At 43.7% G+C, this 26,740-nt stretch carries 27 protein-coding genes; 17 read left to right on the forward strand and 10 right to left on the reverse strand.

The window, feature by feature from the left end; genetic code table 11:
- Window positions 1-184: 184 nt before the first annotated feature.
- Window positions 185-889: a lipase gene (locus tag F6K51_RS17580; RefSeq protein ID WP_293022220.1), complete on the reverse strand. Its 705-nt coding sequence runs from the start codon at window positions 887-889 to the stop codon at window positions 185-187.
- A gap of 47 nt (window positions 890-936) precedes the next feature.
- Here F6K51_RS17580 and F6K51_RS17585 point away from each other — a divergent pair, with 47 nt between their 5' ends.
- Entirely contained in the window at window positions 937-1,647 is a 711-nt protein-coding gene (locus F6K51_RS17585) for a precorrin-2 C(20)-methyltransferase (protein ID WP_293022222.1), read from the forward strand.
- Window positions 1,648-1,807: 160 nt separating this feature from the next.
- Window positions 1,808-3,661: a TonB family protein gene (locus tag F6K51_RS17590; RefSeq protein WP_293022225.1), complete on the forward strand. Its 1,854-nt coding sequence runs from the start codon at window positions 1,808-1,810 to the stop codon at window positions 3,659-3,661.
- 182 nt (window positions 3,662-3,843) lie between these two features.
- Here the strand turns inward: F6K51_RS17590 and F6K51_RS17595 are convergent, their stop codons facing one another.
- The 3 genes from F6K51_RS17595 to F6K51_RS17605 all read right to left on the reverse strand — a co-directional run bounded on the left by F6K51_RS17595 (window position 3,844) and on the right by F6K51_RS17605 (window position 4,840).
- Entirely contained in the window at window positions 3,844-4,029 is a 186-nt protein-coding gene (locus F6K51_RS17595; RefSeq protein WP_293022323.1) for a hypothetical protein, read from the reverse strand.
- On the reverse strand, window positions 3,989-4,441 hold the full coding sequence (locus tag F6K51_RS17600; protein WP_293022227.1) for a helix-turn-helix domain-containing protein: 453 nt from the start codon (window positions 4,439-4,441) through the stop codon (window positions 3,989-3,991). The genes F6K51_RS17595 and F6K51_RS17600 overlap by 41 nt, the downstream gene beginning before the upstream one ends.
- Before the next feature lie 195 nt (window positions 4,442-4,636).
- Window positions 4,637-4,840: a hypothetical protein gene (locus tag F6K51_RS17605; RefSeq protein ID WP_293022230.1), complete on the reverse strand. Its 204-nt coding sequence runs from the start codon at window positions 4,838-4,840 to the stop codon at window positions 4,637-4,639.
- 1,059 nt (window positions 4,841-5,899) lie between these two features.
- On the opposite strand from F6K51_RS17605, the gene F6K51_RS17610 reads away from it, so the two are divergent.
- A complete protein-coding gene (locus F6K51_RS17610; protein WP_293022233.1) occupies window positions 5,900-6,955 on the forward strand; it encodes a sulfotransferase in 1,056 nt (351 codons plus the stop codon).
- Between the two features lie 161 nt (window positions 6,956-7,116).
- On the opposite strand, the gene F6K51_RS17615 is transcribed toward F6K51_RS17610, so the two are convergent.
- Window positions 7,117-8,682 (reverse strand): NAD(P)H-quinone oxidoreductase subunit N, encoded by a 1,566-nt coding sequence (locus F6K51_RS17615; RefSeq protein WP_293022236.1) that lies wholly within the window; start codon window positions 8,680-8,682, stop codon window positions 7,117-7,119.
- 689 nt (window positions 8,683-9,371) lie between these two features.
- Here F6K51_RS17615 and topA point away from each other — a divergent pair.
- The gene (topA, locus tag F6K51_RS17620) at window positions 9,372-12,050 is read left to right on the forward strand and encodes a type I DNA topoisomerase (protein ID WP_293022237.1); all 2,679 of its coding nucleotides are present in this window, start codon (window positions 9,372-9,374) and stop codon (window positions 12,048-12,050) included.
- Between the two features lie 92 nt (window positions 12,051-12,142).
- Window positions 12,143-13,648, forward strand: coding sequence for a tetratricopeptide repeat protein (locus F6K51_RS17625; protein WP_293022238.1), 1,506 nt, complete (start codon window positions 12,143-12,145; stop codon window positions 13,646-13,648).
- Between the two features lie 128 nt (window positions 13,649-13,776).
- On the opposite strand, the gene F6K51_RS17630 is transcribed toward F6K51_RS17625, so the two are convergent.
- The 3 genes from F6K51_RS17630 to F6K51_RS17640 all read right to left on the reverse strand — a co-directional run bounded on the left by F6K51_RS17630 (window position 13,777) and on the right by F6K51_RS17640 (window position 14,991).
- Complete coding sequence (locus F6K51_RS17630) at window positions 13,777-13,926, reverse strand: hypothetical protein (protein WP_293022240.1); 150 nt, start codon at window positions 13,924-13,926, stop codon at window positions 13,777-13,779.
- Window positions 13,889-14,332: a DoxX family protein gene (locus F6K51_RS17635; protein WP_293022242.1), complete on the reverse strand. Its 444-nt coding sequence runs from the start codon at window positions 14,330-14,332 to the stop codon at window positions 13,889-13,891. Before F6K51_RS17635 ends, F6K51_RS17630 begins: the two co-directional genes overlap by 38 nt.
- Window positions 14,333-14,454: 122 nt before the next feature.
- On the reverse strand, window positions 14,455-14,991 hold the full coding sequence (locus F6K51_RS17640; RefSeq protein ID WP_293022244.1) for a hypothetical protein: 537 nt from the start codon (window positions 14,989-14,991) through the stop codon (window positions 14,455-14,457).
- Window positions 14,992-15,191: 200 nt separating this feature from the next.
- On the opposite strand from F6K51_RS17640, the gene F6K51_RS17645 reads away from it, so the two are divergent.
- The 9 genes from F6K51_RS17645 to F6K51_RS17685 all read left to right on the forward strand — a co-directional run bounded on the left by F6K51_RS17645 (window position 15,192) and on the right by F6K51_RS17685 (window position 23,429).
- Window positions 15,192-16,148, forward strand: a complete 957-nt coding sequence (locus F6K51_RS17645; RefSeq protein WP_293022246.1) for a YihY/virulence factor BrkB family protein — start codon at window positions 15,192-15,194, stop codon at window positions 16,146-16,148.
- A gap of 292 nt (window positions 16,149-16,440) precedes the next feature.
- On the forward strand, window positions 16,441-16,917 hold the full coding sequence (locus tag F6K51_RS17650) for a DUF4112 domain-containing protein (protein WP_293022247.1): 477 nt from the start codon (window positions 16,441-16,443) through the stop codon (window positions 16,915-16,917).
- 46 nt (window positions 16,918-16,963) lie between these two features.
- A complete protein-coding gene (locus F6K51_RS17655; RefSeq protein WP_293022248.1) occupies window positions 16,964-17,308 on the forward strand; it encodes a CU044_2847 family protein in 345 nt (114 codons plus the stop codon).
- Between the two features lie 12 nt (window positions 17,309-17,320).
- The gene (locus tag F6K51_RS17660) at window positions 17,321-17,737 is read left to right on the forward strand and encodes a trypsin-like peptidase domain-containing protein (RefSeq protein ID WP_293022249.1); all 417 of its coding nucleotides are present in this window, start codon (window positions 17,321-17,323) and stop codon (window positions 17,735-17,737) included.
- Between the two features lie 120 nt (window positions 17,738-17,857).
- On the forward strand, window positions 17,858-18,178 hold the full coding sequence (locus tag F6K51_RS17665) for a hypothetical protein (protein WP_293022317.1): 321 nt from the start codon (window positions 17,858-17,860) through the stop codon (window positions 18,176-18,178).
- Window positions 18,179-18,193: 15 nt separating this feature from the next.
- Complete coding sequence (locus F6K51_RS17670; RefSeq protein ID WP_293022250.1) at window positions 18,194-19,195, forward strand: hypothetical protein; 1,002 nt, start codon at window positions 18,194-18,196, stop codon at window positions 19,193-19,195.
- 3 nt (window positions 19,196-19,198) lie between these two features.
- Entirely contained in the window at window positions 19,199-20,164 is a 966-nt protein-coding gene (locus tag F6K51_RS17675; RefSeq protein ID WP_293022251.1) for a MoxR family ATPase, read from the forward strand.
- A gap of 533 nt (window positions 20,165-20,697) precedes the next feature.
- Complete coding sequence (locus tag F6K51_RS17680) at window positions 20,698-21,750, forward strand: VWA containing CoxE family protein (protein ID WP_293022252.1); 1,053 nt, start codon at window positions 20,698-20,700, stop codon at window positions 21,748-21,750.
- Window positions 21,751-21,755: 5 nt separating this feature from the next.
- Window positions 21,756-23,429: a formylglycine-generating enzyme family protein gene (locus F6K51_RS17685; protein WP_293022253.1), complete on the forward strand. Its 1,674-nt coding sequence runs from the start codon at window positions 21,756-21,758 to the stop codon at window positions 23,427-23,429.
- Between the two features lie 462 nt (window positions 23,430-23,891).
- Here the strand turns inward: F6K51_RS17685 and F6K51_RS17690 are convergent, their stop codons facing one another.
- Complete coding sequence (locus tag F6K51_RS17690) at window positions 23,892-24,128, reverse strand: hypothetical protein (RefSeq protein ID WP_293022255.1); 237 nt, start codon at window positions 24,126-24,128, stop codon at window positions 23,892-23,894.
- Window positions 24,129-24,304: 176 nt separating this feature from the next.
- Here F6K51_RS17690 and F6K51_RS17695 point away from each other — a divergent pair, with 176 nt between their 5' ends.
- Window positions 24,305-24,916 (forward strand): transposase, encoded by a 612-nt coding sequence (locus F6K51_RS17695; RefSeq protein ID WP_229415184.1) that lies wholly within the window; start codon window positions 24,305-24,307, stop codon window positions 24,914-24,916.
- Window positions 24,917-24,942: 26 nt separating this feature from the next.
- Window positions 24,943-25,518: a hypothetical protein gene (locus F6K51_RS17700; RefSeq protein ID WP_293022257.1), complete on the forward strand. Its 576-nt coding sequence runs from the start codon at window positions 24,943-24,945 to the stop codon at window positions 25,516-25,518.
- Window positions 25,519-25,599: 81 nt separating this feature from the next.
- Here the strand turns inward: F6K51_RS17700 and F6K51_RS17705 are convergent, their stop codons facing one another.
- Complete coding sequence (locus tag F6K51_RS17705) at window positions 25,600-25,731, reverse strand: hypothetical protein (RefSeq protein ID WP_293022259.1); 132 nt, start codon at window positions 25,729-25,731, stop codon at window positions 25,600-25,602.
- A 5-nt stretch (window positions 25,732-25,736) separates the two neighbouring features.
- On the opposite strand from F6K51_RS17705, the gene F6K51_RS17710 reads away from it, so the two are divergent.
- Entirely contained in the window at window positions 25,737-26,624 is an 888-nt protein-coding gene (locus tag F6K51_RS17710; RefSeq protein WP_293022260.1) for a formylglycine-generating enzyme family protein, read from the forward strand.
- Window positions 26,625-26,740 lie beyond the last annotated feature (116 nt).

The raw sequence follows: 26,740 nt of genomic DNA on the forward strand, positions 1-26,740 counted from the left end.
CAGCTAGTAAGGTAATTTGGCATTTCACAACCCAAGATGCACGAATTAAATTGAAGCATCAATATCGCTGTTTTTGAAGATGTTGAATCCGACAATTCTAATGCATCAAATTAAGCTTGCCACGCCACTACGCCTTCAACCTTCAACCTTCAACCAAAGAAACCTTCAACCTTCAAAGAAACCTTCAACCTAAACACTTCACCCAAGCCTCCCTTACCTCAGGTGAACCATACCAAAGCCCCTTCCTTCTTGGAGAATGCAGCACTTCATCAAGAGTAATATTAGTCGCTCCAGCCAAATGAGCAGCAGCAATGGGAGTAATCCCATCTCCCCAGCAATTCCCTTCTCCACAAGTGAGCTTGTAACTGTTGTAAGCCAACCAGCTACCTAAGCGTCGCTTACCATAAATAGCCTTACCAGCGACACAAATATAATTGACATCTTGGTGAAAGGCCCCTGGATAGTTATCATTAACAAAATCAAGATTGCGTTTAGTCCAACGTTCCTGACTGAGATGGGGTGTACCCAGAGTCACTAAGGTAGAGATATAGGAATGAGCATTCCATAACCCTACCGAGTCATCACTAACATCTCCATGAATCGTGTAAGGCTTTTCTCCTAGATATATCCTGGCAATCCAGCCACCAGCAGAGTGACCGATTAAATTAATCTCTGACGTGTTATGCTTCTCCAACTGCTGTTTAACAGCTTGGTCGATTTTTCGCAAAATTGGCACCACAGAGCGACCACCGAGGGTAGGAAACCAATCCTGTTGGCGTATTGGTACAGTAGTTGCGGCAATCCCTAGCTGTTGTAGTGATTGTTCTAAATCACGGTATTCACTAGCGCTAGCAAAATAGCCCGGTAAAATAACAGTTGGTAATGGCATCGGTAATTTTAATTTAATATAAATTTTATAGATAATTTTAAACTTTTGTGAAACTAGGTACACTTTATGGTATAAGTGTTGGTCCTGGGGATCCTGACCTGATCACCCTCAAAGCACTACGTATATTGAAACAGGCACCAGTAGTAGCCTTTCCTACTGGAGTCCGTGGAAAACCAGGACTGGCTCAACAGATTGTCGCTCAATGGTTGGAGAATCATCAGGTGCAGTTACCCTTGACATTTCCATATGTGCAGGATACCGCTATCTTGACCCAAGCATGGCAAGTTGCTGCTGAGCAAGTCTGGAATTATCTAGGATTAGGGCAAGATGTAGCATTTGTGTGCGAAGGAGATGTGAGTTTTTACAGCACATTTACCTATTTGGCACAGATGCTACAACAGTTACATCCTCAAAGCCTGATTCAAACTGTACCAGGGGTATCTTCCCCCATGGCTACAGCATCGGTGTTGGGATTACCCTTGACCATTCGTGATCAGCGGCTGGTGGTGCTACCAGCTCTCTATAATGTGGAGGAACTGGAAAAGGTTTTGGATTGGGCAGATGTAGTAGTCTTGCTCAAAGTCAGTTCAGTTTATCAGCAGGTGTGGCAAGTGCTGCATCGACATCAGTTGTTGGAAAATGCCTATGTGGTAGAACGAGCAACTCTACCGGAGCAGGTGATTTATCATAATTTATGCGATCGCCCTAATCTGGCATTACCCTATTTTTCTCTGCTAATTGTTAAGGTAAACCAATAGATAGCAAACCAATAGATAGCAATGTTTCAGCCATCGATGTAGTTGTTATAGCTAGCCCCAGCACGATCACTCACTCTTATTTGCCAAGACTGAATTGAATAAGCATCTCCTCAGCCGAGAGCTTATTAGCAACCATGGAAATACGTCAAGAATAACTGCCATGTCCGATGCTTCTTTAATTAAAAACATCCCAGAAATGCTGAGTCACCCCCTAGTGATTTCAGTTACCGCCTCTCTGGGGGTTCATATGCTAATCGTACCGATCTTAGGTGATTTGTTGAAGAATCAAAAGCCTAAGGGAGACTCAATGGTGCAAGTGTTGGAGTTAAGCCCTCAACAACTGAGCCGTGTGCCCAAGTCGGCTGCACCACCACTGACCCTGCCAGCTCTACCAAATGCCAAGACTCCGAGCAATCCCTCCATCCCTTCGTTATTTAGTGCTTTCCCACCCCCTCCACCACCGCTACCTTCAATACCTCCTCTCAAGCCCCTGAAAAAAATTCCCACACCCCCACCTCTGAGATCCTTACCGATAACACCCTTACCGTCTATTGGTAACTATCCTTTACCACTGCTAAATCGCCAAAGACCGATTATCACCAGAGGGTCTTTCCCGATCCAGCTACCACCAAAACCCAGGACACCACTACCAGCCCCACCACCGCGACCTCAGTTCTTCGATACAGAGTCTTTGAATCAAGGTTCCTTCCAGACCGGTTCCTTGCCAGTATTTGGGAATTCTAGCAACCAGATTCCTGACCCATTAGAGGTTCCTAACCAACAGCCACCGGTATCGGTTACTCCACCTCCTCCACCACCACAATTTTCCATCACCCCTCCTCCTTCTGAGCCTACTAAACCAGTACCTTCTAGTGCTGTTGCGATCGCACGACAACGTGAGCAAAATTTAGTAGCTCAAGTGCGGATGCGGCGGAAGCAACTGAAAAAAGATGTAACCAATACCACTGATGAGGAAGCTAGGAAAAACCTGGTGGAATGGATGGCTTTGGTAAAGGATACCTTACCCAAAAAGGAAGTCATACCAGAAGCAATAACAGTTAGTGCTACTTATCCGAAAGACGCTTGTATTAAGAAACTAGAAGGCACAACAGTCTTAGGAATTTTAGTAGGTGCTGATGGTGAAGTAACTAATACACAGCTGATTCAGAGTGCAGGGTACGGCATTTTAAATCAGCAGGCACTGGAAGATATTCAGTTTCGCAAGTTTAACAACCAAACTGGTACAACAAAACCATACCAGGTCAAGGTAGCCTTTGACTATGACAAAGGCGACTGTCCTAGTCTAGCGGTTTTCCAAGAAACTGCTAACCAGCCAGTTCCAGCAAAGCCAAATACTGTTAGTGGGGAAAACGCTGCTGCCAACAACCCAGTAATAGTAGTGCCTAAGCCAGAAACTCCTACCAATAACTCCAATAACTCTACCGATAACAATAGGACAGTATCAGTTCCAGTAAAACCGAATAGTGCTAGGGAAAATTCGAGCACTAGACCGAGTAGGGTGTCAGTACCAGTCCGGGAAAATACCTCTAGCCAAGACTCAACTCCTAAACCCAGGAGGGTGACAGTACCAGTGCGGGACAATACCTCTACTCAGGAAAATACTCCTAAACCCAGGAGGGTGTCAGTACCAGTGCGGGACAATACCTCTACTCAGGAAAATACTCCTAAACCTAGAGCAGTGCCTGTACAGCAAAATACTCCTACTCAGGAAAATACTCCTAAACCCAGGAGGGTGTTAGTACCAGTGCGGGACAATACTCCTACTCAGGAAAATACTCCGACTCAGGAAAATACTACCAACACTACAGCTGTGCCAGTCAAGCCAGCTCAAGCTACTAATGAAAACTCAGGGAAAGAATCCGTTCCAGCAGCAGCAGCCAGTGAAGAGCAAAACTCACAAGAGGATAAAGCATGCAAGTTCAAATCTAGATCAGCTCGCAGGCGCAACAGAATAGACTCCTTTACAACACCATCGTCGAGGTCATGTAAATAAGAGCTTTCTGTTAGTTAAAGCCTGGGTTGTTGGTCAATGGAGCATTAACATTATTTTAGAATTAAGAATTAAGAATTAAGAATTAAGAATTAAGAATTAAGAATTAAGAATTTAGAATTAAGAATTTAGAATTAAGAATTAACCATTCTGCCTTCTACATTCTGCATTCTACATTCTGCCTTCTACATTCTACATTCTACATTCTGCCTTCTGCATTCTGCATTCTGCATTCTGAGAGACAACCTTGGCCAATAGGCCACGCGATCGCTGAAAGCGGGACTCTCGGCAGAGCCGACGCTACGCGAACGTCCATCGCGTTCAACCCGATTAACGACTGGCAGGGAAACTGCCACCGATGAAGTGGACATCACTGAAGGTTTCAATCCATAGACGAGCGCCACAAGGCAGTGGATTATCCGGCTGATAGGTAATTCGACATGGGCCGAGGATTTCTACCTGGTTGCCATATAAATTGTTACCACTTCGTTTTACTGAAATCACTGGCTTGCGCTCTTCTGGGCTTTTGTGGAGATTCGAGCCAATGTGATTACGGTTGACATTAATCTTGGCTAGAGCGGGAGGACGACTGGTACGCCATTTGCCTTTTGGTCCTCTAGTGCCTTTAATAATTTGAGGCATTTGGTTGAACAGAGGAATAATCCAGAATTTCCCACTTTTATAAGCACCCCGGACGCGACCCTTCTCTAGGAGTTGTCGCAATCGTCTCGAAGAGATTCCTAACAGAGATGCCGCTTCGGTAGTACAAACACACTTGTTCATAAGTTCCTTTTTACCAAAACTATTCCTATAGTTGTATTATAAAGGAAAAGCAAGGATGAAGCAACCCCTGATTAAGGAAAAGGAGAAGGCTATGGAAAATTTTGTAAATTGACCTTAGGTGTGCTATCGGTCGGACTTGAGACAAGTTTGATGCGATCGCATTCCCTGTCCCTTCCAAACACCGATTATGCTCACTCACTCATCGGGAAACTGCCAGCAGGAGATACGTTCTACATCATTACTACTACACTGAGGACAGGTTTTATCAACTGAGGAATCTACCCATTGATAGCCACAAGTCCGGCAGTGGCCAAAAATGTTGTTGTGGTTAGCGATTTCGATTTTTCTGCGCCACTCGTTAATTTCAGAGGTGTCTGGCTTGGGGGTAGGTTCCGACATAAATTTACATTGAATTAAATTATTTTAGCTAGTTTATGTAGCTAGTTTTTTCTATATTTAAATAATATTAATTACACAAATAAATTATATAATATATTACATGATTTTAAAAAAAATTGAGTAATTTTGAGGTGATTTTAACCAAAGTTACGTCTTAAGGCTGATCTATGATAATTTGGCTTGACAATGTAAAAATTTAGTAAATATACTGTTAATCGGAAAAAACCTTTGGTGTATCTCCTCATCATCAGGGAGCAATTAGGCTGTCAAACGACTTCAGAATTGTGATTTCAGGATGGTTAATTGCCTGATCAGTTCCGACTGATGAATTCCTAAGTCATAAGTTATAGTTTCTTGATAGTTCTGAAATCGCACAGGAAGACGAGTTGGCTATCCCTGGATAAATCAGGGTCTTGAATTCCGTGCTTTCAGCAATTCTGAATAATTTCAATAAAAGCGTGATGGAGTGCGCTCTTGGGGGTTCCCATGGGGCTTTGAAGGTGCGGACGCAGGTGACCCACGCAGCGCCAAAACCACTCGCTATTGCATCAAGACAGGGTAGCATTTTAAAAAGATTCAACGACACAGAGAAACCCTAAAGGTTTGGCAAATAAACTAAAAATCCTGCAGTCCTGGTGCATGCTGTATCCTAAATCTACTGCTGTAATCCCTTTTTGGCTCACAGTTATAGCGCTACGCGCAAGTTAGAAGTCAGAAGTCAGAAGTCAGAAGTAAGCTAGGACTAGGTTTCGGAGTTTACAAATGTCCTAATCTTAATGGGTAGTGCTATACTAGACTAGGGCTATCTATTGGAGTGGGAATTAGATAGTCAAAAGCTGATAGTGAGTTCCGTTGACTACTTATCAGTATTGGGTGTTCATTAATTGAAAATAAAAATTTAAAATTGGCAATTAACAGTTTTAAATTAACTCAAGCTAATTAAGCCTAGTATAAGTAATCAACTGAACTCCATAGGACAGATCAGCTAAGCAAGCTGAGACAAGTCAAGGTGCTATATTGATCAAGTTTAAAAATAAACTCTACCTTCATCGACACACTATGGAATCTTTGTCTCAACAAAATCAGCCACTTTTTATTTTTGGGATGGAACGTTCTGGAACAACGCTTTTGCGGTTAATGCTGACCGCTCATCCTGATTTTTGTATTCCTCCTGAAAGTCTGTTTTTTGTTAATCTGGAGCCAAAATACGGTTCATCCCAAGACTTAAGCCATCAAATCGATAACCTCTTGACAGATATCTACGCTGATCCAAGGTTTCGGGAGTGGAACATTGACCGACAGCAGTTGCGAGAAAATTTGACAGCTCAGAAACCACTGAATTATTCAACAGCAGTCGCCACAGTTTATCAAACCTATCTACAGCAGTTTGATGGTCAAGCAGGTTGTTGGGGAGATAAAAATACTGAGAATATCTATCATATTCAGACCATTCTCAAGTATTTCCATAATTCCAAATTAATTCTAATTATCCGAGATCTCAGAGCAATCTATGCTTCCCTAAAACGAAAGGAGCTTAAATTTGCCAAGACTTGGAAAGAAAGCTGTATCGCCAATGTGGTAGCGACAACCCAACAATGGCAACATTTATTCCAGGTTATTAAACACTATCAAAATGACCAGCGGCTCTATATCCTCTTCTACGAAGACTTAGTGATCAATCCAGAAGAAGAACTCCAGGGAATTTGTGATTGGCTAGGGGTATCCTTTAGCGAATCAATGCTGGAGTTTAATCAAAAAAATGCTCAAAAAAACTTGGTAGCGACCGGTGAGTTAGGATGGCACGTCAAGACCTTTCAACCCGTTAGTAGCGATCGCATTCAGGCTTGGAAACACGAACTTAGGGATTCAGAACTATCAGTCTTGGAGATTCTGAATTATAAAACCATGCTCAATCTAGGCTATGAATGTATTCCTAAAACGTGGCAATTTGACAGGTTACTCAAGTTCTACGCAGATTATTCTCAGTACATCTATTGGAGACTGTCTAAAGCTAATCTTCAACCAGTGATAGGGAAAATCCGTGAAGCTTTAGTAACTCTCAAGACATTGCAATTATCCATGACCAGAAATTTATCCCAAAACTCTGTCCAATGAGTAAAAGGGATGCAGCAAGGGAACAGGGGGTTTCTGGCACTAGTGTTTTAAATCAAGATAAAGCCTGACTTTCAAGTCAGGCTAACTCAGTCAATCTAAAATATTTTGTTAGCGCCCTATCCTACAGGAAGGGGCGCTTCGGGTCTATGGCTCTGAGCACTTCAATTATCAGCACTCATGAATGAAACCTGATGCCCTTGAGGCAACTCAGTAGTAATCACCGCCTGTTGCAGTATGGGGGTTTTAACAACAGAATCATTGGCCAAAGAAAACAGCGGATTGGACAAAATCCCTGCCAGAGAGGTCGCAATTAACGACATCACTAAACCGACCTGTAACGGACGCATACCGGGTAAACTCCAGCGAATTTCGGGATAATTCTTCACCACATCCGACATTTCTTGAGGTTCCTTGACCACCATCATCTTGACCACACGGATGTAGTAGTAAATCGAAACCACACTAGTTAGCAAACCTATTAACACTAAAGTATACAATCCTGCTTGCCAACCAGCCCAGAATAAATAGATTTTACCAAAGAATCCAGCAAAGGGTGGAATCCCACCTAAAGACAGCAAACAAACACTTAAAACCAAAGTCAGCAAGGGATCCTTGTGATAAAGACCAGCATACTCACTAATTTGGTCAGTACCAGTGCGTAGGGTAAACAGAATGACACAAGCGAAAGCCCCTAAGTTCATAAACAAGTACACCAGCATGTAGAAAATCATGCTAGCGTAACCGGCTTGGGTCCCAGCAATTAGACCAATCATCACAAACCCAGCCTGAGCAATAGAGGAATAGGCTAGCATCCGTTTCATGCTGGATTGAGTGAGGGCAACCACGTTACCCAAAATCATACTTAGGATAGTCAAAGCAGTGAACACAAAATGCCACTGATCGCTTAACAATGGGAAAGCAGTGATCAGTAGACGAATTGCTAGAGCAAAGCCAGCGGCTTTAGAACCAACTGAGAGAAACGCTACCACTGGGGTGGGAGAACCTTCGTAAACATCGGGAGTCCATTGGTGGAAAGGAACTGCTGAGATTTTAAAAGCAATACCAGCGATCGCAAACACCAAGGCAATCAGAAGACCTAGGGATTGACCGGATTCTAGGTCAGCAACTCCAACAGCGATCGCACTCAACTGTATTTCTCCCCCAGATAACCCATATAATAGGGAGACACCATACAAAAACACGGCTGAACTGGCTGCTCCAATCAGCAAATATTTCAACGCGGCCTCATTGGAACGGGGGTCACGCTTCATGTAACCCGTCATCAGGTAGGAGGAAATACTGAGGGTTTCAAGGGATATAAAAATCGTGACCAGCTCCGTCGCCCCGGACAGGAACATCCCTCCTAAAGTAGCCGTGAGCAAAATGCCAATAAATTCTGCCAAGGATGTACCCGACTGCTGCACATAACGAATTGACATCAAAATCGTTGACACAGTCGATAGGGCAATGATGCCACGAAATGCCACACTCAGGGTGTCACCATTAAATTCCCCAAAGAAGGCGATGGGATTTGCAGCATCCCATTGGAAGTACAGGGCAACTATGGCAGCAAGTAGACCCCCAATGGCTACATAGGAAATAGTTTGAGCAGACTTTTTCCCAGCAATCAGGTCAATGATTAACACTAGCAAGAGGGTAATCACTACAATCCCCTCTGGCAAAATTACCCCAGCATTCAACTGGGCGGCAAGATTGGCAAAATCCATAGGCTTTAATGATATGATCTATGGTTATTTCAGTATCCAGATTAACTTTCTTATCATATCGGTGATTGTAGCTAGTTGAGCAAAGGGCTTGTATGGCTTGGAGATTGGACAAAGGAGAATTCAGTATTTATGCCGTTTCACTGCCCTCTGTGCCACGGTAAGGTGAGACTAGCTATGTCGTACACCGGATCAATGTTACCGTTGAAGGCAACGAACGAATTGTTTACAAATCTTTGAGCAGCAGTTATAGGAATTGGGATCGGGGTGTACTTAGGGTGTTAACGGTGCTCTATTGGTTAGCCATCACTACATGAGCTGTTCGTGGTTTACCTCTAGATAAAGATTATTTCTGGCACAATCCGAAAAAGTAGGGTCTACTGCTGAAGCGCATATTAAGTAGCCCTTAAATGCCCGTACCTATGGTCGAGTTGCCTCACTCCCTTTCCCACACAGTTGCCCCTTGTTCGTGTTAGCCTGCGACACAAGTAGCGTACTGTAGAAATTAATAGGCAAGCTTATACTGCCATCAGGGGGTTCTACGTTAATGCTGGAAAACTATGCTGGAACACGATGCTGGAAAACCATACCCACACTCAGTAGGGGGGAAGTATACTGGCTTACTCCCTCGACCTTTGACAAATAGTATTTAAATTAGACTATTCAACACCGCCGCTATTGTTGAAACTCCGATGACAACCCTTGTAATTGTCGAATCTCCTACTAAAGCTCGCACCATTCGGAACTACTTACCTTCTGGTTACCAGGTCGAAGCCTCCATGGGTCACGTCCGTGATTTACCTCAATCAGCTAGTGAAATCCCCGAAAAATACAAGGGGGAAAAGTGGGCTAAGTTTGGGGTGAATGTGGACGCTGACTTTGAACCGCTTTACCTGGTGCCTAAAGACAAGAAACAGGTTGTCCAGCAGCTAAAAGCAGCTCTCAAAGATTCTGATGAACTGATTTTGGCTACGGATGAAGACCGAGAAGGGGAAAGTATTAGTTGGCATTTGTTACAAATCTTAAAGCCCAAAGTGCCAACTAAGCGGATGGTATTTCACGAAATCACTAAGGATGCTATTCAAAATGCCCTACAAAACTGCCGTGAGATTGATGATCAGGTGGTAAGAGCTCAGGAAACAAGGCGGATTCTTGACCGACTCGTGGGCTACACCCTCTCACCGCTGCTGTGGAAAAAAGTGGCTTGGGGCTTATCAGCTGGTCGGGTACAGTCTGTAGCAGTGCGGCTGTTGGTAACTCGAGAACGGCAACGCCGTGCCTTCCGCAAGGGCACGTATTGGGATTTGAAAGGGATTCTAGAAGCAGGAAGTGCCTTTGACACTAAGCTAGTAACCCTGGATCAGGTTAAAATTGCTACCGGTAGTGATTTCGATGCCAATACAGGTGACATTATCGAAGGTAGGCAGGTCAAATTGTTGAGTGAAATCGAGGCTAAAGCACTCAAAGACCGCCTGATCGATAAAGTCTGGACGGTTACTAATTTACAAGAACGACCTGTTACTCGGAAACCCTCACCCCCCTTTACTACCTCCACCCTGCAACAGGAGGCAAACCGGAAACTGGGACTATCGGCTCGTGATACGATGCGGACTGCCCAGAGTCTGTATGAAAAGGGTTTCATTACCTATATGCGTACAGACTCAGTACATTTGTCTGAACAAGCGATCACAGCAGCCCGTAGCTGCGTTGAACAAAAATACGGGGCAGAGTACCTTAGCCCCAAGCCCAGAAAGTATACCACTAAGAGCAAAGGAGCTCAAGAAGCTCACGAAGCCATTCGTCCAGCAGGGAGTACATTCAAAACTTCTCAAGAAACGGGATTAAGCGATCGCGAATTTAAAGTCTATGACCTGATTTGGAAGCGTACCGTTGCTTGTCAAATGGCGGATGCTCGACAAACTCAAATTGTGGTTGATTTGCAAGTGGAAAATGCCGGATTTCGGGCTACCGGTAAGCGCATTGACTTCCCAGGTTATCTCAGGGCTTATGTGGAAGGGTCTGATGACCCCAACGCTGCTCTAGAAAACCAGGAAGTGATTCTGCCAGCTTTGAAAGTCGGAGATCATCCTAACTGTAGAGAACTAGAAGCTATCGGTCACGAAACCCAACCCCCAGCCCGTTACACGGAAGCGACTTTGGTCAAAACCTTGGAACAAGAGGGGATTGGTCGTCCCAGTACCTACGCGAGTATTATTGGTACTATCATTGACCGAGGCTATGCTCAGAAACTGAAAAATGCCCTTGCTCCCACCTTTACGGCGTTTGCGGTTACTAATTTGCTCGAACAAAACTTTCCCGACTTGGTGGACACGAGCTTCACGGCCAACATGGAGCGCACCTTAGATGACATTGCCAATGGAGCAGCCCAATGGCTTCCTTACCTGCAGAAGTTTTATTTGGGGGAAAAGGGTCTCGATAACCAAGTCAAGGAAAGGATTAATGAGATTGACCCGATTGTTGCCCGTACTGTTGAACTCGAAGACCTCGATGCTAGAGTCCGGATCGGGAAATTTGGTCCCTATGTCGAGGTGAACAATGGCAATGGTGTACTTACTGCTTCGATTCCCCAAGACCTCACCCCAGCTGAACTCAACATTGAGCAGGTTCAGGTACTGATTCAGCAGAAAATGGAGGGGCCAGAGAAATTGGGAATACACCCGGAAACTGGTGAACCAATTTATATCCTCAATGGCAATTATGGTCCCTATCTACAGCTAGGTGACGTAACAGAGGATAAGAAGAAAAAACCCAAACGTGTCTCCTTGCCTAAGGGGGTAAAGAAGGAAGATGTACACCTAGAAATGGCAGTCGGTCTCCTAGCACTCCCCCGCCTTCTCGGTCCTCATCCGGAAACAGGCAAACCGGTTAAAACCGCAATCGGACGCTTTGGTCCTTATGTTGTCCATGACCAAGGGAAGGAGGGCAAAGATTACCGCTCCCTCAAAGCTGAGGATAACGTCTTGACAATTACCCTAGACCGTGCATTAGAGCTCCTGGCACAACCTAAGAGGACAAGGGGCGGTTCTCGCAGCAAGACTAAAAAACCCTTACGGGAACTAGGGGTTCATCCTAAAGATGGCGAGCCAGTCAATATCTATCAGGGTCCCTATGGGATATATGTCAACCATGGCAAAGTTAATGCCTCTCTGCCAGAGGGAAAATCCATGGAGGAGTTAACCTTAGAAACTGCCTTGGAACTCATCGCAGCTAAGGCGTCATCGAGTAAATCTGGTAGCAAGTCCAGTAAATCAAAGACTTCTAGCAAAAAGAAAACCTCTGGGAAATCCACCAAGAAGACTACTAAGACAACAAAAGAAGATGACCAAGAGGCTCAGTTAGAGAGTGAATAAGTAATTGTACTTGCTGACAAACTGATTAAACTCGGGATATATATAATAAGGTGTGAAAACACAATTGTCAAGTGGAAACTAGGAAGTTTGAATTGAAGCAAAAACTCTTATCCTTTATTCATGTTCCTTCATCCTTCCTGCTGACCACTGCCTCTTTACTCATTTCTCTGACATTCCCCCTTTCGCCTATTCTTGCTCAAGACGAAACTAGTCTTGACCAAACTAGTCTTGACCAAACTAGTCTTGACCAAACTAGTCTTGACCAAACTAGCCTTGACCAAGTCACTCCACCCCAGCAGCTCTATGTTAAAGGTCGCCAACAGTTAAGTACAGGTCAATTACAAGAGGCTTTAGAGAGCTTCCAGAAGTACCTAGAACTTAAACGAAACATTGGCGATCGCTATCAAGAAGGAGTAGCGCTATATTTTATTGGGTGGGTTCATGATGAACTTGGTCAATATCAGTTAGCACGGTCGTTCTTTGAGCAATCGTTAGCAATTGATCGAGAATTAGGCGATCGCACCGGGGAAGGGAGTACTCTTAATAATTTGGGGTTAACGTATTCCAACCTAGGGGACGATCAAAAGTCCCTAGAATTCTATCAACAAGCCTTAGCCATCTACCGAGAAGTGAGCAATCGTGGCTACGAAGGCAGGACTCTCCATAATTTGGGGAATATATACTATAAGCTGGGTAAGGACAACCAGTCCCTGGATTCCTACCAGCAAGCTCTCGATATCTATCGAGAAATACTGGATAAATCGGAAAACAATTCTCTAGTGTCACAGGCAGACGAAGGAACACTGCTCAATAGCCTAGGGTTAGTTTACCACCGTCTAGGCAACCACGAACAGGAACAGTTGTCCTATCAGGAAGCCTTGACTATTGCCAAGGAAGTAAGCGATCGCATTTCAGAGGGAATGCTTCTGAATAATTTAGGTATCGCTTACCATCGCCTAGGAAAGTACGAACAAGCATTCTTAACCTACCAACAAGCCCTAGTGATTCATCGGGAAGTGGGTTCAAAAGCTGGGGAAGCATTTACCTTGAGGACTATTGGTGCTGTACTGGCGGCACAAAACCAGCCAGAACTAGCGATTATTTTTCATAAGCAAGCAGTCAATGTATATCAGTCCCTGGGGCAAGATGTCACTAAACTGTCTCAGGAGAAACTGTCTCAGGAGCAAAAGCAGTCCTATAAACTCAACTTGGATAATGCCTATCTAAGTTTATCTGAGTTGCTGCAGCAACAAAAACGGGTGCAGTCGGCGCAACTGGTGCTAAATTTATTCCCAGTGCCAGAACAAAAAGACGATTTGTCTAATCAGGACAAGACTCAAACTAGGGTTCACGAAAAAATACCATACTTACCTGAGGAGGAGCAAATCAAAGCAGGCTATGAGGATATTTTACAGCAGCAGCTTTCCCTGAGGAAACAACTCAATCAACTGATTACTATTCCGATAGCAGAAAGAACTCCTGTTCAGCAAGACCGTATTCTTGAGTTTAGGCAAAAGGAGCAGCAGCTGACCCAGGAATTTCTGCAATTCCTCAACAGTTCTGAGGTTAAAAAGCTAGTGACACAGTTGAGGAAATAGAGTGTGGGGAGAGGGGGTAGTGTGGAGAGAGAGGGGAGAGCACAAGAGTGTGGGGAGAGGGAAGAATTAGTTTGGGATTAATTTGGTATCTTTAAATACTTTTTTTCTCATTGTTTTGATGTAAAAGCTCATCTTACTTGCCATCTCCCCATCTCCCCATCTCCCCATCTCCCCATCTCCCCATCTCCCCACACCTCCCACACCTCCGACACTTCCCTATCTTTCCAGACTCCCGACTCCCTAAAACCGAGATCGACGTAAGATTCTCCGCCAGCCATTCTTTAATGACAAGGGGAACTGGATTCGATCCCAGACACTGCGGTTATCAAAGCTAACTGGTCCTGAACCAAAGGTTGCTACCATCAATAATCCACCGATTAGTCCTAGATTTTTCAGAAATTGAATTTCTTGCATTTGATTAGAGAAATCTGTGTGAAAAATCAAGGTGGTGGGAATTAAAAATCCAATTAGCGCTAATGCTCCCCAACGAGCTTTATAGCCTAGTAATACGGATAATCCACCCCCCAACAGTATAATGATGGTGGGAATAATCAGTATACCGGGAACCCCTTTGGATTCCATCAATTGTTGAGTATATGTTGGGTTAAATAGTTTATCGATACCAGATTTAATAAAAATAGCACAAAGGCATATCCGCCCTAGGAGTGGTATGTATTTTTTCATGATTTTCAGGTTTTTTTATCAGCGCTATAACGCTATATTATAGGAAATGGAAAAGCTGAAGCTAAGCTATCAGCTATCAGCTATCAGCTATCAGCTATCAGCTATCAGCTATCAGCATATGCTTACCAACTATCTTCATTGTCGAAGCTGGGGAGATCGGGAGATGGGGAAGACTCGCTCACGGTAACCTCCTCTACCTGGGACGGTTTACTCTTTCTTTCCTTAGCCAGTTGCTCAACAGTATCACTAATCACAACCGTTAAGTTTTCCCGGGTTTGAGCATGGTTGGCTTGCTCAGTCTTTAAGGCATCAATTAAGCGATCGCGTTCTGCCATGACCGACTTAAGGGTTGCCCTTAATTCCTCAACCGTTTGCAGTTGTTCCAGATTCTGCTCAATACTCGATACCTTCTCCAGTTGATCTGATTTGAGTTGAAATCCGTCTTGTTGTAATTTTTGCAGTTGAGCCTTGAGAGTTTCGATTTGCTCTTGAGCGAGTTGGCTTTCTATACGCCTTTGCTGAGCTTCAGTATTATATAACTGACGCCAATGAGCTGCACTTTTATCCGCAGCCTGGCACTCTTTAATGCTATCGGCCAGCTGCTGCTTCAGTTCCTTGATTTGGGCTAACCATTCGGTAAGCGACCCATTGTTGCTCATCAACAACTACTCCATCGGCTATGGCACTGATCAAATAAAATATAATCAAATTTAATCACGGTTGAGGGGGTGTGGTTAACGGTCAACTGTCAATAAAATAGTAAAGTGTGTCGATTGAACTACTGAACACTAGTAATGGGCAAACTATAGGTAAAATTGGCAAATTAATTCATAGCAAGCCCCTGTAGAAATCAGAACCTATGCTATCTAAGCGTTTTTTTCTTTTCTTCCGTTTCTTTGGTTACCTGAATCTGGTAACCCTCAGGGAGACTTTCACCCGTGCGATGGAACGTCGCTTAATGGGTCTATCTGCTGAAATGGCATATAACGCCATGTTAGCTCTGTTTCCAGCAATTTTGGCAATTCTGACAGCGATTGGCTTGTTTGAATATTCCTTACAATTAACCTGGTACCACCACCCTCCCGAGCTGAGTGAAGTGGCACAGAATGAAGCTCTGAGAATGATGAAGGAAGTGGGTCCGGCTCAGGCACTGGAGCCGATTGAGAAATTTACCGAGCAGATTCACCTCAGCACCAATAGCAGTCTATTTTCCCTGAGTTTTATCATAGCCATTTGGGTATCTTCTGGGGCACTGAGTGCAGCGATGAATGCCCTTGATCACATCCACAACATTCCCCGAGAGCAACAACGACCCTTTTGGAAAGCTAAGTTGATTTCTCTGGGCTTAACCATTGGTAGTATCATACTGCTGGTGATTGCCTCTTTTTTGGTATTTATCAGTCACTGGGTGCTAAAAACAGTCGTTGATACGAGTGGATATTCAATCTTGTTGACACTATGGAGTATGTTGACCTGGCCCGTAGCCTTGAGTATGGTGGCGGCATCCTTTGCCTTTATCTATCGCTACGGACCAAGCCGTTGGCAGATCGGAACACCGATATTGCCAGGAGCAGTTTTAGCAGCCATTTCCTGGGCAGTGGCTTCAGGGTTGTTTCGGCACTACGTTGGTGCCAATTTCACCAATTACAACAAAGTCTATGGTACTGTAACAGCTGTGATTATCTTACAGGTTTGGCTTTACATGACTTCTCTGGTACTGTTATTAGGGGACCAGTTGAATGTGATAGTAGGAGAAGCAATACAAGCATCCCATCGGAGACCTAGACCAAGAAAATTAGCCAAGGCCAAAAAATAATCATATGAGCTGAAACACTTTTGAGAATTAAGAATTGAGAATTGAGAATGAAGAATTGAGAATGAAGAATTAAGAATGAAGAATGAAGAATTAAGAATGAAGAATTAAGAATTAAGAATTGAGAATTAAGAATTAAGAATTAAGAATTAAGAATTAATAATTTACCATTCTGCCTTATCCGTTCAACATTCAACATTCAACATTCAACCTTCAACATTCAACCTTCAACCTTCAACCTTCAACCAAACAACCTTCAACATTCAACCAAACAACCTTCAACCTATTAAACCCCATGAGGAATGATCGCAAAACATCGACCTTAAGGCGTGTACGTCGGGTAAGCTACCTACTGGATAATGCTATTCCTATCCCAGGAACACGTTATCGGATTGGTTTAGATCCCATCATCGGTCTGTTACCAGGGGGGGGCGACTTTGTGGCAACTATCATTTCATCATATATTGTGGTAGAAGCAGCACGACTGGGAGTGTCTCGATCTACCTTGGTGGAGATGGTGCTAAATATCCTTCTTGAGACAGTTAGTGGTTCTATACCGGTCTTAGGGGATTTGGTGGATGCGGCGTGGAAGGCAAATGTCAAAAATGTTGAGCTGTTAGAGAAAGAACTAAATGTATCATCATCAACACCACAAAAATCCGATTGGTTGTTTCTGATCTTACTGTTGTCAGGGTTGGCTGTAGTTTTGGTAGTTGCTGTGGGGATTAGTCTTGCGATCGCAGCCTGGGTGATCAGGACAATTACTAGCTGATCAACAATGTCTGGGGTTGCTGAATGGAAGTAAAAAGACACAAACTATGGCAGAAAAACAATTAGCGCAATTTTCCCTAGCGGATGGAACTACATTTTTGGTAGAAGTGGAAGAACCAGAAAGCCGTGGTATTGAGCGAGTCAGCCTGGGATCGGGAAAACAAGTCATAAAGGCACGGCAGACCTTTGAAGAAGCCCTAGATCAAATCAAACCGGTTGCTTCTGCGGTGATCACTAAATTGCGCGACCTCAACCAACCTGCTGATGAAGTGGAAGTAAAATTTGGTTTGAAATTGACAGCAGATGCGGGAGCCGTGTTTGCCTCTGTTGGTGGCGAAGTGAGCTATGAAATTACCTTAAAATGGAGCAGTAATAAGAATCAGGCCAAGTAGAGGATTAAGTAAATGGATTTTAATGCCCATAAGACGTCAATTATTCGGCTCTTTAATCAAGACCAAGTAGTTGGTATTGGCTTTCTGGTATCGGAACACTATGCGTTAACCTGTGCTCATGTCGTAGCAGAGGCATTATTAATTGATAGGACGACACCGAGCTGCCCTGAGGGAGAAATAAACGTTGATTTTCCGTTACTTAATTCGACAGATAAATTTTCGGCGAGGGTGGTTTGCTGGCATCCTGTATCTCCTTTACAAGATTCCGAAGAAGCGATAGAAGATATTGCGGTTTTGAAGCTTGATCACCTTCCTGCGTCTGCTCACCCGACTCGGGTGATATTATCAGAAAACCTTGCAAATAATCGATTTAAAGTATTTGGCTGTCCTAGGAAAGTTTCGTTTGGAGTTTGGGCAACTGGGGTATGATCGGAGCAAAATGCTAAACAATGGTTTCAACTGGAAGATACTAAGGTAACTGGATACGGGATTGAAGCAGGATTTAGTGGTTCTCCGGTTTGGAATGAAGAGTTACAGGGAGTGGTGGGGATGGTAGTTGCGGCAGACCGCAAGCGAGAGGCAAAAGTCGCGTTTATGATTCCGACACAGATTTTAGTCAAAGCTTGGTCAGATTTGGAGTCAATTGTGATCCGAACTCAGGAAATAGAAAAGCCAGTTAAGCCAGGTTTGTTACCTGCTAAGAAAAAGTTTCTCGAACAACGAAAGAGAGAGTTGGAAGAAAACGTCGAAGCGGTCAGAAAGCAAATGGGGTTTACGTCAGATTTAGATAAATCTCGAAATTTGGAACAAAAAATAACTTTCTATTTTGAAAAAATAGAAGAAATTGACAGAGAGCTTGGGGGTTTTTAGATAAAAATTTCAAAAATGACAACTAGCACAGAAATCGAAAATCTACAAAAAATTTGTAATCTATGGAATCAACGCATTGAAGATGTCATAAAAGAGATGAGTTTCACTTCAGAGCTGGATCAGCTGGAAAATTTAGATAGAAAGTTTCAGTACTACTCTGAACAACTCAAAAAGTTCGAGAATAAACTCAATTTATTAAAAACTAAGAGCGATTCCTCCGCTAGTCCTAATCCACAACATACTATTTCTAATAAAATATCTAAAATTAACTTCCATAACCAAAAAAAAATCGTCAATTATATTCTAGACAATTGTTTAGGTGAACAAGGAGGCTTGGCTTTATTTTTACTTGACAATACCTCCTTGATGCGAGGAGATTTATGTGTTGCAGAAATTCAATACTATCTTAGTAGCAAAAGTTATGGTAAACTTAAGTATTGTCCTATAGACCCCTTCTTAAGACCTGATATTTCCGATGAGCGAAGTTTGCTAAATGCGATCGCGGATTATTTTAAGCCAATTGAACCTCATCCCAATGATCAACAATACATCCATAAAATTATTGAGAAGATCGGTGACAGTGTACAGGGAGGAAGCATTGTTTTTTTTGATTTTACCAATTGGGATTCTCTTACTGAAAATGATGATAGACTTTTATCTTGGTTTATTGAGTATTTTTGGAAGTCTTTGAACCAAAAACATCAAGATATTTCCCAGGATTACTCTTGGGTTAAGTTTTTGTTGTTTTGTTCTATAAGTTCAATCATCCCTGAATCTTATCAAAAGCTGAGTTATTGTTGTAATTACAACGATTTTGATAGTTTAAAAATAATCAAATTGCCTTTGAGTAAATGGAAAGAAAGTGATATTGATCATTGGCTTCAACAAGTCTATGGATTATCTAAACCAAAAAGCAAAAAAATAGCCAGAACAATTTATAAATCATCTAATCGTGGTATTCCTAGTACAGTTTGCTCAAAATTAGAACAATATTTAGCTAAATTAGTAAAGGAATAGTTAATGAATCCTCCTAAATACATCTTCCAGGGCAATCCAAAACATCGACCTAAACAATGTCATCCAGATTCTCCCACAGAATTAGAACCCTATATTGCAGACAGCGAATTAATTGAAGCCGTAAATTTGGCAATTTTCCTCCAAAGACCCCTGTTAATTGAAGGAGAAGCGGGATGTGGTAAAACCAGATTAGCAGTAGCAGTGGCTTATGAATTAGGGTTGCCCTTTTATCGCTGGGATATTCGCTCAACCACGAAAGTCCAAGAGGGATTATATGAATACGATGCGATTTTGCGCTTGCATGATGTCCAAACCCAAAACTTAACCCCGTCTATTAATCCGAAAACTGGACAACCGAGAAATCCTCAAGAACCAAAAGATTACCGTGAACTAGGTCCCCTGGGAAAAGCCTTTAAATCCCACGACTATCCGGCAGTGTTGCTAATTGATGAAATTGACAAGGCTGATGTAGATTTCCCCAATGATTTACTGTCGATATTGGATAAACCTTGGAAATTTTTTATTCGGGAAACAGGAGAAACGATAGAGGCTAATCAAGAGCAATTGCCAATTATCATTATTACCAGTAATAAAGAAAAAGGCAGTCTCCCCTCTCCCTTCTTACGCCGCTGTTTATATCACTATGTGCGTTTCCCTAGTCAACCGGAAGAGTTAGAGAAAATTGTCAAGGTTCACTATCAACAGAAACAGAAACCAGAGACCATGGCAATGCCCAAATCTGATTTAGTGACGACTGCGATCGCTAAATTTTTAAAGATACGAGAGGATAAAAGTCTTTTTAAACCTCCGGGGACCAGTGAGTTTCTGGATTGGCTGGCTGCCTTACATCACTTTAAATCGGAACCCTATGCTGTGACTAAACTCCAGCAAGACAATACAATTCCCTATCGAGATTTAGTCTTTAAATTGCGGCAAGATTGGCAAAATCCCAATTATGCAGGTTCATGATACCAATTTCCTTTAATGAGGCTACAGATCAGATCCCCCCTAGCCCCCCTTGAAAAAGGGGGGAACTGGAGTTAAAGTCCCTCTTGTTAAGGAGAACTGGAGTTAAAATCCCCCTTGTTAAGGAGAACTGGAGTTAAAATCCCCCTTGTTAAGGAGAACTGGACTTAAAGTCCCTCTTGTTAAGGAGAACTGGACTTAAAGTCCCCCTTGTTAAGGAGAACTGGAGTTAAAATCCCCCTTGAAAAAGGGGGGAACTGGACTTAAAGTCCCCCTTGAAAAAGGGGGGAACTCGACTTAAAGTCCCCCTTGAAAAAGGGGGGAACTCGACTTAAAGTCCCCCTTGAAAAAGGGGGGAACTCGACTTAAAGTCCCCCTTGAAAAAGGGGGGAACTCGACTTAAAGTCCCCCTTGAAAAAGGGGGGAACTCGACTTAAAGTCCCCCTTGAAAAAGGGGGGAACTCGACTTAAAGTCCCCCTTGTTAAGGGGGATTTAGGGGGATCTTCTACGTGTTACACTGTCTTATGAAATTGGTATGAGTAACTTTAATCCCCACCCTCTGTTAACTCGCCTGTTTTACCGGTTGCGCCGGGATGGGTTTGCTTTGGGAATTAATGAATATTTAGCTGCCTTACAAGCTATTGAAGGCGGCTGGGGAGTGCAGGATGCCAATGCTCTCAAAAAACTCCTGCGATCGCTTTGGTGTCATTCCCTAGCCCAACAAGACCATTTAGACGTCATTTTTCGTTCCATTAGCGCAGAAGAAAGCCAAGAGAAGGCAAAACCTAGGGAAATTCCCTCAGAATCCCCCGAATCATCGTCCTCCCCTAAGAATCCTCCTCCTGTTTCCCCTGGGGAACAAGTTCCATCGATGGTAGACTCTCCGACTCCAGTTCCTGAATTATCCTTACTGCCGGTCAAATCATCAATCAATTTATTAGAACACACAGAAGACCGGGATTTCCAAGGGTATTATCCCATTTCTCGCAGGTATATGGTTTATAGCTGGCGTTATTTACGGCGGATGGTGGCAGATGGTAGAGAGGATGTTCTGGATGTGGAAGGGACAATTGCCAACGTCTGCGAACAGGGATTTTTTTTAAAGCCCAAATACAGCCGAAGGGAGCAAAATCACGCTGATTTGCTCTTGTTGCTAGATCAGGAAGGCTCGATGACTCCCTTTCACCGCTTTACGCGAGATTTAGTCGAAACCGCCCAAGACGAAAGTAATATCCATCGGGTGCGAGTGGGCTATTTCCACAACGTTCCCGCAGAGTATGTTTATAAAGACCCTTATCTAACCGAAAAGGTACTGTTTGAGTCGATTTTGGCAGAGTCCGATGGGGATACCAGTGTTTTAATTGTCAGCGATGGGGGAGCAGCTCGTGGCGATCGCCGTTTCGAAAGATTTTCAGCAACCGCTGAAGTTTTGTGGCACATTAGACAGCATACCAAGTTAATAGCCTGGTTGAATCCCGTTCCCTCTGAACGCTGGCAGGGAAGCACTGCCCAATTTATCGCTCATTTAGTACCAATGTACCCCCTGGATCCTCATGGGTTAAATCAAGCGATCGCACAGATTCGTTAAGATCTATGACAACTTCCTCATCTGACCAATTAACCGAAGAAATAGCCAAGCAACAAGTTGAACGGTTTGTGGCCAGGTTTGAACCCAACTATCGCTATCTAGCTTGTCATTGCGCTTTGCCCTTGGTCTTGACTCCGGAATTGGTCAACTATATCCGAGTGCAATTTTTACTCAACGAGGAAGTGCCTTGGATAGCAGAAGCGGATTTACTGTTGTCGGAGTTGTGCCGTCCAGTTGGTTATGAATTATATGCCATGACTCCGGCAGTACGGTCTCATTTATTGGCACAATTTGAAACAGAAGAATTTCAGCACAAATTTGGTACAAATCGCCTCAAATCCGTTGCCCAATTGCTGATGGATTACGTGACTTATTTAATGGGAACCCATCCCCCTAGCCGACAGGGAGAATTCCAGGCACAACAATGGGCAGCCATGGTGTATTTAGATCAACATCGCACTCAAGCAGAAGAAGAGATTGCTAAAGCCCTACAAGGATTGGTTAACCGAGGAAAAAATGGACAGGCAGAATTAGCCCGATTACAGCGTTTAATTCAAGAATTTAGACCCCAGTTGAGTCAATATGACTCCTTAATGACATTTGCTGAATCCCTCGGAATCTGGCTCAACGGTAAAATTCCCCCTGATGCTAGTCAATCCTATGGTGTTCATGGGGTAAACCTTAGCCTTAATCAAGTCACTCAGCTTGAAGGTTTTCCACCCATGCAAACCTTTGAATGTGAGGTGGTAATCATTGGGCTGGGAGCAGAAACAGAGATATTCCCAGAGATTGAGCTAGAACCTTTTGATTTTGAAGTGGCAACTATTGAGTTGAAACAAACAGGCTCATCAAGAACAGAACTAGTCATCAAGCGTCATCAGCAACAAGCTTATGGTTTTACCGAAGACTTAGGGAATGGAGTTGAGCTAGAGATGGTTGGCATTCGTGAAGGGAGCTTTATCATGGGTTCCCCAGAAACAGAAGAGGGGCATAGTGACAGTGAAAGTCCCCAGCATCAAGTCACCGTTAAATCCTTCTTTATGGGTAAATACCCAGTTACCCAAGCCCAATGGCAAGCCGTCGCTGCCCTAACCCAAGTCAACAGAGAACTTAAACCCAATCCATCCTATTTTAAAGGGGATGACCGACCTGTAGAGAGAGTCTCTTGGTATGATGCGGTGGAGTTTTGTGCGCGGCTGTCTGAGTATACCAAACGCCCTTATCGCTTGCCCAGTGAAGCCGAGTGGGAGTATGCTTGTCGAGCAGGTACAACTACTCCGTTTCATTTTGGAGAGACGATTACTACAGAGTTTGCTAACTATGATGGCAACTATACTTATGGCTCTGGTTCTAAAGGCAAATCTGCTCAGAAAACAACCCCAGTGGGGAGTTTTGGTGTAGCCAATGACTTTGGAGTCTACGATATGCATGGGAATGTGTGGGAGTGGTGTTTAGACCATTGGCACTCAAACTATAAAGGTGCGCCGACAAATGGCAGTGTGTGGCAAGATGAGCATGATAATGCTAATGACAATGATAATAAGCGGCGCTTGTTGCGGGGCGGTTGTTGGGACAACGTCCCTGTATTCTGCCGTTCTGGGTCTCGCGGCAACTCTGATCGGGTCATCGGGCGCTACGGCCTCAATATTGGTTTTCGTGTGGTGTGTGGGTGTGCGTAGACTCCGTAACCCTTGACCCTTTTGGCCTTTTGCCCTTTGCCCTGTGTTTTTTCTTCTTGTGGAACAGGCTTCTAGCCTGTTGCTGGAATAGGCTGCCTGTATCAATCTCAATCAACTAATAATATTGTCACTGGCAAGATGCCAGTTCCACAGTTAATCATATATCACGCGGCAAGATGCCAGTTCCACTTGTAGAACCACTGGCATCTTGCCAGTTCCACAGTTAATCATATATTACTGGCATCTTGCCAGTTCCACAATTAATCATTAATCACTGGCAAGATGCCAGTTACAATTGTAGAATCACTGGCAAGATGTCAGTTACAATTGTAGGACCACTGGCAAGATGCCAGTTCCACAATTAATCATTAATCACTGGCAAGATGCCAGTTCCACTTGTAGAATCACTGGCAAGATGCCAGTTCCACTTGTAGGACCACTGGCAAGATGCCAGTTCCACAATTAATCATTAATCACTGGCAAGATGCCAGTTCCACTTGTAGAATCACTGGCAAGATGCCAGTTCCACTTGTAGAACCACTGGCAAGATGCCAGTTCCACTTGTAGAACCACTGGCAAGATGCCAGTTCCACTTGTAGAACCACTGGCAAGATGCCAGTTCCACTTGTAGAACCACTGGCAAGATGCCAGTTCCACTTGTAGAACCACTGGCAAGATGCCAGTTCCACAATTAATCATATATCACTGGCAAGATGCCAGTTCGACAATGGATATGTGAAGAGAACTTAACCAAACCCAACCGAGCTTATGAAGCACCAATCAGCGGGAACAGGCTTCGAGGCTGTCTTAAGGCAACATTAATGATTATAACTAGCAAGATGCTGGCAGTAACATACTCTGTAGAAATGTAACTAATGACTACCCCCAACCCTCTATCCTCTGGGGCAAAGGCTTCCAGGCTGTCTCAACCGAATATTAATGATTATGACTGGCAAGATTATCGTTCAATGAATTATACCAGTTATACCAGTTTCAGAAAGTCTCCAAATATTAAAATTAGCAAAAGAAATCTTCCTCACTGGGAATTAGCAGGAGCAATTTACTTTGTGACTTTTAGTACTTGGCAAAAGCTAGAGTTGACCCCAGAAGCCAGACAGGTAGTTCTAGATTCCTGTTTATTCTTCAATAACCAAAGGTACAAAACCTATGCTGTTGTAATTATGCCAGATCATGTGCATTGGTTAATGCAGCCTTTACCAAAATCAGATCAGAAATATTGGACCTTAGGTAGTATTATCCACAGCATTAAAAGCTATAGTTCTAAACAAGTTGCTAAAGTAATGAATCATATCGGTATTGTTTGGCAAGACGAGCGATATGATCGCATTATGCGAGATGAAAGAGAATTTTTAGAGACATGGAACTATATCAGAGAAAATCCTGTAAAAGCTAATTTATCTGAGATTGCTGAAAGATATCCTTTCTTCTGGCAAATGGATAGTGTAGAGAAGTCTTCTGTAAAATAATCTATGGTGGAACAGGCTTCCAGCCTGTGTCAAGAACTGTGTGTGTGGTGGAACAGGCTTCCAGCCTGTGTCAAGAACTGTGTGTGTGGTGGAACAGGCTTCCAGCCTGTGTCAAGAACTGTGTGTGTGGTGGAACAGGCTTCCAGCCTGTATCAAGAACTGTGTGTGTGGTGGAACAGGCTTCCAGCCTGTGTCAAGAACTGTGTGTGTGGTGGAACAGGCTTCCAGCCTGTGTCAAGAACTGTGTGTGTGGAACAGGCTTCCAGCCTGTATCAAGAACTGTGTGTGTGGAACAGGCTTCCAGCCTGTATCAAGAACTGTGTGTGTGGAACAGGCTTCCAGCCTGTATCAATTGGTGGAACAGGCTTCCAGCCTGTGTCAATTGGTGGAACAGGCTTCCAGCCTGTGTCAAGAACTGTGTGGTGGAACAGGCTTCCAGCCTGTATCAATCTCCATCAAACAATAATCTTAGTCACTGGCAAGATGTAATCATCTTGGTCACTGGCAAGATGCCAGTTCCACAATTAATCATATATCACTGGCAAGATGCCAGTTCCACAATTAATCATATATCACTGGCAAGATGCCAGTTCCACAATTAATCATATATCACTGGCAAGATGCCAGTTCCACAATTAATCATATATCACTGGCAAGATGCCAGTTCCACAATTAATCATATATCACTGGCAAGATGCCAGTTCTACACAAGATGCCAGTTCTACACAAGATGCCAGTTCTACACAAGATGCCAGTTCTACACAAGATGCCAGTTCTACACAAGATGCCAGTTCTACATCAGTTAAACAAAACAATAGTGATGGCACAAACAAGTAAAGAACAACAGCAATCAAAACTTAATATAAAACGCCATCGGCGACAAATTCAGTACTTTGCTGAAGACTTGGGAAATGGTATCACCTTGGACATGGTTGCCATCCCCGGTGGTACTTTCCTCATGGGTTCCCCAGAAACAGAAGAGGGGCATACAGATAGTGAAAGTCCCCAGCATCAAGTCACCGTTAAATCCTTCTTTATAGGCAAATACCCAGTGACCCAAGCCCAATGGCAAGCGGTCGCTGCCCTAACCCAAGTCAACAGAGAACTTGAACCCGATCCATCCCATTTTAAAGGGGAAGACCGACCTGTTGAGGGAGTCTCTTGGTATGATGCGGTGGAGTTTTGTGCGCGGCTGTCTGAGTATACCAAACGCCCTTATCGCTTGCCCAGTGAAGCCGAGTGGGAGTATGCCTGTAGAGCCGGAACAAGTACTCCGTTTCATTTTGGCGAGACGATTACTACAGAGTTTGCTAATTACAATGGAACAGATGATCAAAAGGGTCGTTGGAAAGGGTCTTATGGTAATGGGCCATCAGGGATTTATCGTAGAGAAACCACCCCAGTGGGGAGTTTTGGGGTAGCCAATGACTTTGGACTCTACGATATGCATGGGAATGTTTGGGAGTGGTGTGCAGACCATTGGCATGATAACTATGAAGATGCACCGACAGATGGCACTGCCTGGCAAGATGAACCGGATAGTAATAATGAAAATGATAATAAATATCGGCTGTGGCGGGGTGGTTCCTGCTACACCTTGCCTAAAAACTGCCGTTCTGGGTCTCGCGGCGTCTTTAATCCGGGCTTGAGGCACCTCGTCGGCAATATTGGTTTTCGTGTGGTGTGTGCCCAGGAGTGGACTCAGTAACCCTATGCCCTTTTTCCAATGTGGAACAGGCTTCCAGCCTGTGATAGGCAGGCAAATTTTTTGGTATGGCAGTTGAAGTAACGGTTAAGACATATTTCTGCTGCGAAGCTCCGTAT

It is taken from the genome of Moorena sp. SIO3I8 (assembly GCF_010692325.1).
Taxonomy (GTDB): domain Bacteria; phylum Cyanobacteriota; class Cyanobacteriia; order Cyanobacteriales; family Coleofasciculaceae; genus Moorena.